Here is a 13,713-nt window from a genome sequence, read left to right on the forward strand (position 1 = left end):
CGATCAGGCCTCCCACAGCCCCATCGTGTGTAAGCACGCTCCTGCAATCAGTCAGTTACGCTATTATTCTCGCGTAATTTCGCGTATTGCGCCGGGGTGACCCCTTTGGCAAAGTGATCGATCAGCCAAGGGGTGGCTGAAAGCCCGCGTCCCAACGGAACCAAACATGCGTCTGACCACGATCAAGCTGGCGGGGTTCAAGTCCTTCGTGGACCCCACCACGCTGCACCTGCCCACCAACATGACCGGCGTCGTCGGTCCCAATGGCTGTGGCAAGTCGAACATCATCGACGCCATCCGCTGGGTCATGGGTGAATCCGCGGCAAGCCGCCTGCGTGGCGATTCGCTCACCGACGTGATCTTCTCCGGGTCCAGCGCGCGCAAGCCGGTGGGCCAGGCGGCGGTTGAACTCATCTTCGATAACGCCGATGGCACCATCCAGGGTGAGTACGCCAGCTTCGCCGAGATCTCGGTCAAGCGCGTGGTCAGCCGCGATGGCCAGTCCTCGTATTACCTCAATGGCGCGCGCTGCCGCCGCCGCGACATCACCGATCTGTTCCTTGGCACCGGCCTGGGCCCGCGTTCCTACTCGATCATCGAGCAGGGCATGATCAGCCAGATCATCGAAGCGGCACCGGAAGAATTGCGCACCCACCTGGAAGAGGCCGCGGGCATCTCCAAGTACAAGGAGCGCCGCAAGGAAACCGAGAGCCGCATCAAGTCCACCCGCGAAAACCTCGACCGCGTGCGCGATGTGCGCGACGAGGTGGAAAAGCAGCTGGACCACCTGAACCGCCAGGCGCGCGCCGCCGAGCGCTGGAAGGGCTTCAAGGAAGAGCAGACCCGCCGCGAGGCGGAACTGCGCGCGCTGGAGTACCGCACGCTGGATCGCCAGCGCCAGGGTGAAGGCTCGGGCCTGCGCGAGTACGAAATCGAAATTGAGAAGCACACCGCCACCCAGCGCCAGGTCGAGGCGCAGATGGAGACGGTGCGCGAACGCCACCAGGGCGCCAGTGAACACCTCAACCAGGTGCAGGCCGAGGTCTACAAGGTCGGCGCCGAGATCGCCCGCGTCGAACAGCAGGTGCGGCACAACCGTGACCTGGCAGAGCGCCTGACCCGCTCGAAGGCAGAGACCGATCGCGAACTGGGTGAGTTGCAGGGCCACATCGATGCGGATCGTGAGCAGGTGGAAACCCTGCGCATGGCCCTGGCCGAAGGCGAACCCAAGCTGGAATCGCTGCAGCAGATCCAGGATGACACGGGCGAGGCGCAGCGCTCGACGGAGTCGCGCCTGGCCGATTGGCAGCAGCGTTGGGATACGCATACGCGCGGCGCGTCGGAATCCACCCGTGCGGCGGAAGTGGAGCGCACCAAGCTGGCCTACCTCGATCGCCAGGCAGTGGATTTTTCGCGCCGGCGCGAAGCGCTGGAAGCCGAGCAGAAAGCGACCGATGTGGCCGCGCTGGATGCGGCCGCCGAACAGCTCGATACGGAACACGATACGCAACGCGAGCGCGTGGAGCAGCTCGGCGGCGTGCTCGACCAGCACAAGGTGGCCTACGAGCGCGTGCTCGATGATGAGCGCCAGGTGCAGTCGGCACTGAACGATGCCCGCCAGCAGCTGCAGACCGCGCGCGGTCGTCAGGCCTCGCTGGAGGCCCTGCAGACCGCAGCGCTGGGCCAGGAAGAATCGGCCGCAACCGGCTGGCTGAAACGCCTGGGCCTTTCCGATGCGCGCCGCCTGGGCGAGTCGCTGCAGGTGGATGCCGGGTACGAATCCGCTGTGGAGACCGTGCTTTCCGGCGTGCTCGATGGCGTGCTGGTGGATTCACCGACCGCGCTCGCACCGGAATTCAATGCGCTGGGCGAAGCCGACGTGGCGCTCTTCGCCAGTGAAAAGGGTGGCCCGGGTGCCGCCGGCACGCTGGCGGGCCACGTGCGCGGTCCCTCGGCCGCGGTCGCGTTGCTTTCGAACGTGTTTGTCGCCGATTCGGTGGAGGCGGCCGCCGCGCGTGCGGATTCCCTTGGCGCTGGCCAGTCGGTGATCACTCGGGATGGTGCGTGGATGGGCCCAGGCTGGACCCGTGTGCTCCGCGCGCAGGGCAACCAGGTGGGCGTGCTCGCCCGCGAGCGCGATATTCGCCAGTTGGCCGAACAGATTGAAAGCCTCGAAGCGACTATCGAGGAGCGTACCGAGCAGCTCGAAGACCTGCGTACGCGCAAGTTCGAGACCGAGCGCCAGCGCGATGATGCACAGCGCGATCTTTACGCGGCACATCGCCGGCTGTCAGAGCTGGCCGGCCAGTTGCAGAGCCACCGCGGCAAGATGGAAACCGCGCGCGCCCGCGCCGAGAAGGTTGGCGGCGAGATCAGCACGCTGGTCGAGCAGCTCGATGAATTGCAGGGCCAGACCCGCGAAGCACGCGCACGCCTGGACGAAGCCGTTGGCCACATGGGCGATCGCGAGGACGAGCGCCGTGGGCTTGAGAACGAACGCCGCGAACTGCTTGAGGCGCGCGAAGAAGCGCGCATGAACGCCCGCGAGGCCGCTGAACAGGCGCACGCGCTGGCGCTCAGCATGGAATCCAAGCGTGCCGCGCTCACCTCGCTGGAGCAGGCGCTGGCACGCCTCGATACCCAGTTGCGCCAGGTGACGATGCGCCGCGAAGAAATCGACGAACAGCTTGCCGCCGGCAGCGATCCCATCGCCGAGCTGGAATCCGAGCGGCAGACCTACCTCGACCAGCGCCTGCTGGTGGACAAGCAACTGGTCGAGGCGCGCCGCGCGCTGGAAGATTGCGACGCGGAGTTCCGCCGCCTGGAGCAGGAGCGCCAGCGCGTGGAGCACGTGCTCAGCCAGGTGCGCGAGAACGTGGCCGAAAAGCGTCTTGCGGCCCAGGCGTTGCAGCTGCGTGCCGAGCAGCTTGCGCAGGCGATCACCGCCTCCGGTCTTGAACTCGAGCCGTTGCTGGCCGAGCTGGCCGAAGATGCCGAGCCGTCGCAGTGGCAATCGCAGCTGGCCGACCTGGCGCAAAAGATCGCGCGCCTCGAGCCGGTGAACCTGGCCGCCATCCAGGAACACGCCGAGCAATCCCAGCGCAAGGAATACCTGGATTCGCAGCTGACCGACCTTACCAGTGCGATGGAAACGCTCGAGGGTGCGATCAAGAAGATCGATCGCGAGACGCGCCAGCGCTTCAAGGAAACGTTCGACCGCGTGAACGCGGGCGTACAGGAGCTGTTCCCGCGCCTGTTCGGTGGCGGCCACGCTTACCTTGAGCTCACCGGTGAGGACCTGCTCGATACCGGCGTCGCCATCATGGCCCGCCCGCCGGGCAAGCGCGTGTCCAACATCACACTGCTTTCCGGCGGCGAGAAGGCCCTCACGGCCGTCTCACTCGTCTTCGCTATCTTCGGTCTCAATCCCGCACCGTTCTGCCTGCTGGACGAGGTGGATGCGCCGCTGGACGAAGCCAACGTGGGCCGCTTCTCGGCGATGGTTCGCGAAATGAGCGAAAAGGTGCAATTCATCTTCGTCAGCCACAACAAGGCCACGATGGAGGCCGCACACCAGCTGTGCGGCGTTACCATGCGCGAGCCGGGCGTGTCGCGTCTCGTCCAGGTCGACCTGGCTGAGGCGTCCAAGCTCGCCGGCGTCGCCTGAGCATTACCAAAGGAATTACCGCCCCATGAATCCCGCCATCGGCCTCGCCTGGAACCCTGCCGTCGGCATCCCGATGCTCTTCGTCGGCATCGTCGTGCTCGTGCTGATATGGCTGTTTGGCCAGCCGCGCAAGGAGCAGGGCCGGCGCAAGCCTGCACCGGAGCAGCCCGATCGGCCGCGTGAGCGCCGCGAGCCGGTGTTCGGCGATGAGGCCCCCCGTGGCGGCGACGAGCTGTCCTTCAGCGCCCGCGATAACGATTCCTTCGATGATCGCTTCGATACGCCTGCCCCGGTCGTTGGGTCGCGTGATGACGATGCGAACGATCCTTTGTTCCGCCCCTCGCCGAAGCAGGGCGAGCTGGACGTCGATCTGCGCGCCGAGCTGGAACGCCTGGGCGCATCGCTGGCTGGCGAGCGTAAGCAGCCTGTGCACGATCAGGTGGAACCGGCACCCACGCCAGCGCCGTCGCCGCGCCCGGCGCAGCGTACCGAGCCGCATATCGACCTGGATCTCCCGTTCGACCTGGATGAGCCGGTGCCGCCACGCCCCTCGGCCGCCGCGCCCACGCCGGCCCCAGCTCCGGCACCTGCGCCCGCGCCTGCGCCCGCGCCCCAGCCAGCGAAGACCCCGCCGCGTTCGGACCTGGGGCGTCGCCCGGGTAATGCGCCCGTGGAGCGCATCGTCAGCTTGTACGTCGTCTCGCGCGAAGGCCAGCGCTTCCAGGGTTCCGATCTTGTCGTCGCCGCTGAAAAGGCCGGCCTCGAATTCGGTGACATGGGCATTTACCACCGGCTGGTGGATGGGCACCCGGAGAAGGGACCCATCTTCAGCGTGGCGAACCTGGTGAAGCCGGGCAATTTCGACATGGCGCGCATCGCCACCCTGCAGACGCCGGGCCTGTCGTTCTTCATGGCGTTGCCGGGCCCGGTCGCCGCGCTGGATGCGTGGGATGCGATGTTGCCCACGGCACAGCGCCTTGCCGAGCTCCTTGATGGGCTCGTGCTCGATGAAGAGCGCAATGCCCTCGGTCGCCAGCGCATCGCGCACATCCGCGATGAATTGCGCGGCTGGGACCGCGGCCACGAAGGCGAAGAAATCAAGTTCGGCCAGTAACCTGCACATTGCCCCGTCTTGGGGCATTCACGAAATAGCAACACCCATCTGCGCCAATGTGATTGCTCTGCGTGCCCGGGTCATTGGCACGATGCACACATCCGGCCCGGCATGCTTGTGTCCAACCCCTTTGGGAACACGAGGCAATGTCGGCAAGCATGCGTGCGCCTTTCTGCATTTATTACCTGCATCCGCTGATCGCCGGCCCGATGACGGGGTGGAATGCGTGGATCGATCACGCCGCGGCACTCGGTTTCCGGCAACTGCTCATGGCGCCGCCCTTCGAAACGTCCCCGGCGGGCGATGTGTTTGTCACGCGGGATTTCGACCGGCTGAATCCGGCGCTCGCTGCCGATGGCGACGCGACCACCCGTATCGAGCAACTCGCAAAAGCCTGCCGTGCGCGCAATCTCGAACTCTGGCTCGACCTGCCGCTCGATGAGCTTGCCGCCGATGCCCCTGTACGCCAGGAGAACCCAGGCTGGTTTCGCGCGGTAGCGACCGAACACGGCACGCCCGATCCGCGCTGGACACCGAGCGAAAGCGATAGCGCGCGCTGGCGCCTCAACGATCCCGATGTGGCGCAGGCCGCGACCCAATGGTGGGTGGAACGGTTGCGCCGCTGGGCAAAGGCCGGTGTGCTCGGCTTCCGGCTGATGCATCCGCAGCGCCTCGGGGCCGCGCGCTGGAAGGCCTTGATCGAGGCCGTTCACGCTGAGTCACCCGGGGTGGGCTTTGTTGCCTGGACCCCGGGGAGCACCCCGGAAGAACTTGCAGCGTTGGCGGGTTCGGGCTTCGATGCGGTCGTGAACTCCTCGGCATGGTGGGATTTCCGTTCACCGTGGTTCGCCGAGGAAGCGATGCGGCTGCAAGCGATCGCGCCGTCGCTCGCCTGTACCGAGCAGCCGTTCGCGACCCGCCTGGGCGATGAACTGGGCGAAGAAAACCAGCTCGACCATGCGTACCGACGCGCCATCGCGTTCGCCGCGACAGCACCGGCGGGCTGGCTGATGCCAATGGGTTTTGAGTATGCGGTGCATGACGCGCTCGATCCGCGCCGTGGCAAACCCACGACACCGAAGGATTTTGCGGCGGCCGCCGCCGCTGACCTGACCGACACGGTAAAGGCCGCAAACGCATCCGTGGGCGAAGAGGTGCCCGGCGCGCCTCACATCACCGCGCGTGGCGGGGTAGCGGCGTTCCTCACTGTGGCTGGTGCCGATCCGCGCCGGGCCGCGCACGCCACGCTGACGCTGGTGAACGCATCACTCGATCGCGAATCGCTCGTCACCGCCGGCGACGCGCTGGCGGGGGCGGCGAGCCATTTCACGCCCTGGGTAACACCCGATGGGCGCAAGGTATTCGACCAGGGAGATAGCGTGATACTCGAACCCGGTGCGGTACTCACCTTGTCCGGCACGCCTGGGCAGCCCGCGAAACGCAAACTCGGCGCCTCGGCGCAGAAGGAGGCGATCAACGCCGCGACCAGGGCACCACGTGTCGCGATCGAGAGCGTACAGCCCACGGTCGACGGCGGGCAGTTTCCCGCCAAGCGCATCGTCGGCCAGCCCATCACGGTGACAGCCGACATCTTCGTTGATGGCCATGAAGTGCTCGCCGCGCGCTTGCGCTACCGCGCCCAGGACGAAAAAGCCTGGCGCGAGGTCGTGATGGCGCCCGTGAACAACGATATCCACACAGCGACCTTCACGCCAACGCGGATCGGTCGCCACGAGTTCCAGATCGAGGCCTGGCACGACCCCTTCGGCAGCTACCACCACGAACTCGAGGTGAAACACGCGGCCGGCGTCAATGTCGCGCTTGAGCTGGAAGAAGGGCGCCTGATGGTGGATGTCCGCGCGAAAGACGCGTCGGGCCCGAAAGCGAAAGCGTTGCGTACGCTCGCCACCGCGGTGGAGAAAGCCGAGGGCGAGGAACGCGTTGGGCTGCTCCTCGCGGAGAGCACGGTCGACCTGATGGCGGCGACCGATCCGCGTACACGCTCCACCATTACCCAGGCATTTGTCGTGGAAGTCGATCGCCGTGAAGCGCTGTTCGCGAGCTGGTACGAACTCTTCCCGCGCTCGATGACCACCGACAAGACAGTACACGGTACCTTCCGCAACACGATCGATCGCTTGCCGGCCGTTCGTGACATGGGCTTCGATGTCCTGTATTTCCCGCCGATCCACCCGATCGGCAAGGCGTTCCGCAAGGGCCCCAACAACACGTTGACGCCGGGCCCCGACGATCCAGGTAGCCCCTATGCCATTGGTTCGCCCGAGGGCGGCCACACGGCGATCCATCCCCAGTTGGGCACGATCGAGGACTTCCGCGCGTTGCGCGATGCGGCGCACGAGCACGGGCTCGAACTCGCGCTGGACTTCGCCATCCAGTGCTCGCCCGATCATCCATGGCTGAAGGAGCACCCGGAATGGTTCGACTGGCGCCCCGATGGCAGCATCAAGTACGCCGAGAACCCCCCGAAGAAATACCAGGACATCGTCAACGTCGATTTCTACAAGGATGGGGCCATGCCATCGCTGTGGCAGGCGCTGTGCGACGCCGTGCTGTTCTGGGCGGGGGAGGGCGTGCGTACCTTCCGCGTCGATAACCCGCACACCAAGCCGTTCCCGTTCTGGGAATGGATGATTGCCCGCGTTCGCGCGAAATACCCGGATGCGCTGTTCCTTTCGGAGGCGTTTACCCGGCCGAAACCGATGTACCGGCTGGCGAAGGTGGGCTTCAGCCAGTCGTACACCTACTTCACCTGGCGCAATTCGAAGCAGGAGTTCATCGATTACCTGACCGAGCTGACGACGACACCGCCGAAGGATTTCTTCCGGCCCAACTTCTTCGTCAATACGCCAGATATCGATCCGTACTTCCTGCAGACCTCGGGGCGCCCCGGTTTCCTGATCCGCGCCGCCCTGGCCACCACGCTATCGGGCCTTTGGGGCATGTACTCGGGCTTCGAAATCTGCGAGTCCGCCCCCATGCCCGGCAAGGAGGAGTACCTGGATTCGGAGAAGTACGAAATCCGCATTCGCGACTTCAACGCGCCCGGCAACATCGTGGCCGAGATCACGCAGCTGAACCAGATTCGCCGTGCGCATCCCGCGTTGCAGACCCACCTTGGCGTGCGTTTCCTCCCTGCAAACAACGACCAGGTGCTGTTCTTCGAAAAGCGCGCGGGTGATGACGTCGTGCTGGTCGCGATCAGCATGGACCCGCACGACGCCCAGGCCGCGGACCTGACACTCCCGTTGGGCGATTGGGGCTACGGCCCTGGCGATGCGCTCGATATCCACGACCTCCTGCATACCCAACCCATCGCCTGGCGCGGCCCAGTTCAACATGTGTGGCTTGGCCTCGGCCAACCCTATGCGGTCTGGCATGTGCGTCTACCTGGAGTCTGATCCATGGCTACACGCGGCAAAGTGCATAAGCAAGCAAAAGCGCCGGAGTTTTCGAAGGATCCGCTCTGGTACAAGGATGCGATCATCTACCAGGTGCACCTGAAGTCGTACTTCGACGCCAACGATGATGGCGTAGGCGATTTCCAGGGCCTGATCGAAAAGCTGGATTACATCGCGGACCTGGGTGTGAACACGCTGTGGCTGTTGCCGTTCTATCCCAGCCCGCGCCGGGATGATGGCTACGACATCGCCGAGTACAAGGCGGTGCATGAGGATTACGGCAAGCTGGGCGACGCGAAGCGCTTCATCAGCGAGGCGCACAAGCGCGGGCTGCGCGTGATCACCGAGCTGGTCATCAACCATACGAGCGACCAGCACCCCTGGTTCCAGCGCGCGCGCCATGCGAAGAAAGGCTCGGCGGCGCGCAACTTCTACGTATGGTCGGACACGGACCAGGCCTACGACGGCACGCGCATCATTTTCCTCGATACCGAAAAATCGAACTGGACCTGGGATGCGGTGGCAGGCCAGTACTTCTGGCATCGATTCTTCTCGCACCAGCCGGACCTCAACTTCGATAACCCCGCGGTGCTGAAGGCGGTGATGGAAGTGATGCGCTTCTGGCTGGACATGGGCGTGGATGGCTTGCGCCTGGACGCCGTGCCTTACCTTATCGAGCGCGAAGGCACGAACAACGAGAACCTGCCGGAGACGCACGAGATCCTGAAACTGATGCGTGCGGAAATCGACCAGCATTACCCTGATCGCATGCTGCTGGCCGAGGCGAACCAGTGGCCGGAAGATACCCAGGACTATTTCGGCAAGGGTGATGAATGCCATATGGCGTTCCATTTTCCGCTCATGCCGCGCATGTACATGGCCATCGCGCGCGAGGATCGGTTCCCCATCACCGACATCATGCGGCAGACCCCGGCCATCCCGGAGAACTGCCAGTGGGCGATCTTCCTGCGTAACCACGACGAGCTCACACTGGAGATGGTGACCGACAACGAGCGCGATTACCTGTGGCAGACCTACGCGGCCGATCGCCGTGCCCGCATCAACCTCGGCATTCGTCGCCGCCTGGCGCCGTTGCTTGAGCGCGACCGTCGGCGCATCGAGCTGATGAACTCGCTGTTGCTGACCATGCCCGGTACGCCGGTGCTGTATTACGGCGACGAGATCGGCATGGGCGATAACATCCACCTGGGTGATCGCGATGGCGTTCGCACGCCCATGCAGTGGTCGGTGGACCGCAATGGGGGTTTCTCCCGCGCCGATCCCGCCAGCCTGGTGCTGCCGCCGATCATGGACCCGCTGTACGGCTTCCAGGCGATCAATGTGGAAGCGCAGCAGCGCGATCCGCATTCGCTGCTGAACTGGACGCGGCGCATGCTGGCCGTGCGCAACCGCTACAAGGCCTTCGGGCGGGGCACCTTGAAATTCCTTTATCCGGGTAACCGGAAAGTGCTTGCCTACCTGCGTGAGTTCGGTGGCGAACACGTGCTTTGCGTGGCCAACATGTCGCGCACGCTGCAGGCCGTGGAGCTCGACCTTGCGTCGTTCGATGGCCAGGTGCCGGTGGATATCGTCGGTGGTACCTCGTTCCCGCCGGTCGGCCAGTTGCCGTACCTGCTCACCGTACCGCCGTACGGTTTCTACGCGTTCCAGCTATGCCCCAACGCACAGATGCCCGAGTGGCACGAAGTGCCCGCCGAACCGCTGCCTGATTACGAAACGCTGGTCGTGCGCGGCGCACTGGTGGAGGGGCCCGTGATGGAGCATCACCGTGGCGTCATCGAGCGCCAGGTGTTGCCGGGCTACCTGGCCGTGCGGCGCTGGTTCGCCTCGAAGGATCGTGGCATCGAGTCGGTGCACGTGCTCTATGCGGCGCCCTGGCCCGACCGTGGCGACGACCTGATCCTGACGGAAGTGGAGGCCACCCTCGCCGACGGCGGCAAGGAGCGCTACAGCGTGCCGGTCGGCATCGCGTGGGAAGACGATAACCCGCACGCGCGTGTGCAGCAGCTGGCGCTCGCGCGCGTGCGCCGGGGCCGCCGCATTGGCTTGCTGACCGATGGCTTCGCGTTGCCTGAGTTTGCCTCCGGGCTGCTGATCGGCTTGCGCAACGGCACCGAGATTGCCGTGAACGGGGGCACCGTCCGGTTCGAGAAGACGCCGGTGTTCGATACCGTGGCCTTTGATCCGGCGATCGAAAGCCGCTGGCTCGCCGGTGAGCAATCGAACAGCTCCATGATCCTGCACGATGCCGGTGTGTTGAAGCTGTTCCGGCGCACGTCGGCGGGCATCAACCCCGAAGTGGAGATGGGCCGCTTCCTCACCGAACACGGCTATGCGAACACGTCGCCGTTGCTTGGCGAAGTGGTGCGCGTCAACGAAAGCGGGGAGCGCACCACCATTGCCGTGCTCCAGGGATTCCTGCGCAACCAGGGCGATGCCTGGCGATGGACGCTGGATTTCCTGCGGCGCAGCTACGACGAGTACAGCCACTCGACCGATGATGAGCGGAGGGTAGAGATCGAAGGTGGCTACGATGCCTTTGCCGCCGCGGTGGGCACGCGTCTGGGCGAGTTGCACGCCCTGCTGGCGAAGCCGTCGGGCATTCCTGCATTCGAACCCGAGAAGGCGACAGACGCCACGGCGAACCATTGGCGCGACGCCGTCCGTGCCGAAGTGGGGCGTGCCTTGCTGGCCTTGGAGGGCGCCAACGGTGTGGGTGACGACCTCCGGGCCGATGGCGAATCGTTGCGCGGGCTGGCCGGGGCATTGGACGATCGCGTCGCCCGACTGGCCAAGGCGGGCCCAGGAGCGGTGCTGACCCGCATGCACGGCGACTTCCACCTGGGTCAGATCCTGGTGGTGCAGGATGATGCTTACATCATCGATTTCGAAGGTGAGCCCGCCCGTTCACTCGCCGAGCGGCGCGGCAAGGGCACGCCGCTGCGCGACGTGGCCGGCTTCCTGCGTTCGCTGGATTACGCCGCCGCCATGGCGCGGCGTGGCGAGGATGGCCTGGCACCGGTGGAGGACCCCGGCTTCGGCGATTACCTGGCCCGCTTCCGTGAGCGCGCGTCACGCGTGTTCCTGCAGGCGTACCGCGCCGTGCTCGATGCCGCGCCCGTGCGTTGGGTGAGCGCGGACGCGCTTGCCCCGCTGATCGAACTGTTCGTGATCGAGAAGGCGGCCTATGAAGTGAGTTATGAGGCGGCGAACCGCCCCGGGTGGCTGGACGTACCGTTGCACGGCCTGCTGCATGCCGCCCAGGGCGATACCGCCAGGGAACTGGAGGAGGATACGTGATCGATCTGCGCACCCACGGCCTCGACGACCGTGCCGCCGTCGACGCCCTTGTCGACGGCCGGCATGGCGATCCGTTCGCGCTGCTTGGCCCGCACCTCGTCGATGGCCGGCGCAGCGTTCGTACCTTGCAGCCCGGTGCATTACAGGTCGAGGCCATCGATGCGGGCGGCCGTGTCCTGGCGGCATTGCAGAAGGTACACGATGGCGGCCTTTTCGCCGGCTTCGTGGATGGCGATACGCCTTACCGGCTGCGCGTGCGCTGGCCCGCCGCGGCGCACGATACGCATGATGCCTACGCGTTCGGCACGCTGCTGGGCGACGACGACCTTGGCCGCCTTTCCGATGGATCGCACATCGAGCTGTTCCGTTGCCTGGGCGCGCATCCGGTCACGGTGGATGGCGTGCACGGTGTGCGTTTCGCTGTCTGGGCACCGAATGCGCAGCGTGTGAGCGTGGTGGGTGACTTCAACAGCTGGGATGGCCGCCGCCAGCCGATGCGCAAGCGCGTACCGGCCGGCGTGTGGGAGCTGTTCGTGCCTGGCTTGTTGCCTGGCGCCCGTTACAAATACGAGGTATGGGGCGCCGATGGCTCGCTTACCCAGCGCGCGGACCCGGTGGCCCTGGCCGCCGAGCTGCCGCCGGCAACCGCATCCATCGTGGCCGATCCTGAAGCCTTCCGCTGGACCGATGACGCATGGCTTCGCAAGCGCGGCAACCTGCACCACGCCGGCTCGCCGATCTCGATCTACGAGCTGCACCCTGGTTCATGGCTGCGAGGGAAAGAGGGTGAGGAACTGCACTGGGATGATATCGGCGAGCGCCTGATTCCCTATGTGGCCGGCATGGGTTTCTCGCACATCGAACTGTTGCCCATTTCCGAGCACCCCTTTGGCGGCTCGTGGGGTTACCAGCCACTTGGGCAGTTCGCTCCCACGTCCCGGTTCGGTACGCCTGAGGCGTTCGCACGTTTCGTCGACCGCTGCCACGAGGCGGGCGTCGGTGTCATTGTCGACTGGGTGCCCGCGCATTTCCCGACGGATATCCACGGCTTGGCCCATTTTGACGGCACCCCGCTGTACGAACACGCGGACCCGCGCGAGGGCTACCACCAGGACTGGAACACGCTGATCTTCAACCTGGGGCGCAACGAGGTCTCCGCGTTCCTTATCGCCAGTGCGCTGGCCTGGCTGGAGCGCTTCCACGTCGATGGCCTACGCGTGGATGCCGTCGCTTCGATGCTTTACCGCGACTACTCGCGCAAGCATGGCGAATGGGTGCCCAACATCCATGGCGGTCGCGAGAACCTGGAGTCCATCGCGTTCCTGCGCCGGGTGAACCAGCTGGTGGCCGAGCGCCACCCCGATTGCATGACCATCGCCGAGGAATCCACGGCCTGGCCGGGCGTGACCCGGCCGGTGGGCGAGGGCGGGCTGGGCTTTACCTTCAAATGGAACATGGGCTGGATGCACGATTCGCTGGAGTACATGTCGCGTGATCCGATCCATCGCCGCTGGCACCACGGCGAGATGACCTTCAGCATGATTTACGCGTACTCGGAAAAGTACGTCCTGCCGCTGTCCCACGACGAAGTGGTGCACGGCAAGCGCTCGCTGCTGGGGCGGATGCCAGGCGATGAATGGCAGCGCTTCGCCAACCTGCGTGCCTACTACGGCTTCATGTGGGGGCATCCCGGCAAGAAACTGCTCTTCACCGGCGGCGAGATCGCCCAGCCGCATGAGTGGAACCATGATGCGCAGATAGCGTGGGACCTGCTCGATGCGCCGCTGCACCTCGGCATGCAGACACTCGTGCGCGACCTCAACCGCTTCTTCGCGAGCACGCCTGCCATGCACGCCTGGGATACGGACCCGCGCGGCTTTCGCTGGGTGATCGGCGATGACGCCGACCAGAGTGTTTTTGCCTGGCTGCGTTTCGCCGAGAACGGCAGGCCGGTGCTGGTGATAAGCAACATGGTGCCGACGCCCCGGCACAGTTTCCGCATTGGCGTACCCGAAGGCGGCCGCTGGCGCGAGGCGATCAACACGGATGCCACCGATTACGGCGGCTCTGGCGTTGGCAACGAAGGTGAGCGCCACGCCCAGGAGGTGCCCTCGCATGGGTTCGACCGGTCCCTGGTCGTCAGCCTGCCGCCCCTGGCCACGTTGATGTTCGTGGCTGACTAGAGAGGAACG

General features: G+C 65.4%; 5 protein-coding genes. All 5 read left to right on the forward strand.

Annotation, left to right across the window (positions count from 1 at the left end):
- The first annotated feature begins 166 nt into the window (after positions 1–166).
- A complete protein-coding gene (gene smc, locus L2Y97_RS08655; protein WP_247435491.1) occupies positions 167–3,667 on the forward strand; it encodes a chromosome segregation protein SMC in 3,501 nt (1,166 codons plus the stop codon).
- A gap of 73 nt (positions 3,668–3,740) precedes the next feature.
- Positions 3,741–4,781, forward strand: coding sequence for a cell division protein ZipA (gene zipA / locus L2Y97_RS08660; protein ID WP_425492853.1), 1,041 nt, complete (start codon positions 3,741–3,743; stop codon positions 4,779–4,781).
- 158 nt (positions 4,782–4,939) lie between these two features.
- Complete coding sequence (locus L2Y97_RS08665; protein WP_247435496.1) at positions 4,940–8,200, forward strand: maltotransferase domain-containing protein; 3,261 nt, start codon at positions 4,940–4,942, stop codon at positions 8,198–8,200.
- A gap of 3 nt (positions 8,201–8,203) precedes the next feature.
- Positions 8,204–11,521, forward strand: a complete 3,318-nt coding sequence (treS, locus tag L2Y97_RS08670) for a maltose alpha-D-glucosyltransferase (protein WP_247435499.1) — start codon at positions 8,204–8,206, stop codon at positions 11,519–11,521.
- The gene (gene glgB, locus L2Y97_RS08675; RefSeq protein WP_425492834.1) at positions 11,518–13,704 is read left to right on the forward strand and encodes a 1,4-alpha-glucan branching protein GlgB; all 2,187 of its coding nucleotides are present in this window, start codon (positions 11,518–11,520) and stop codon (positions 13,702–13,704) included. Before treS ends, glgB begins: the two co-directional genes overlap by 4 nt.
- The last annotated feature ends 9 nt before the right edge of the window (positions 13,705–13,713 follow it).

It is taken from the genome of Luteibacter aegosomatissinici, from assembly GCF_023078495.1.
Classification (GTDB): Bacteria; Pseudomonadota; Gammaproteobacteria; order Xanthomonadales; family Rhodanobacteraceae; genus Luteibacter; species Luteibacter aegosomatissinici.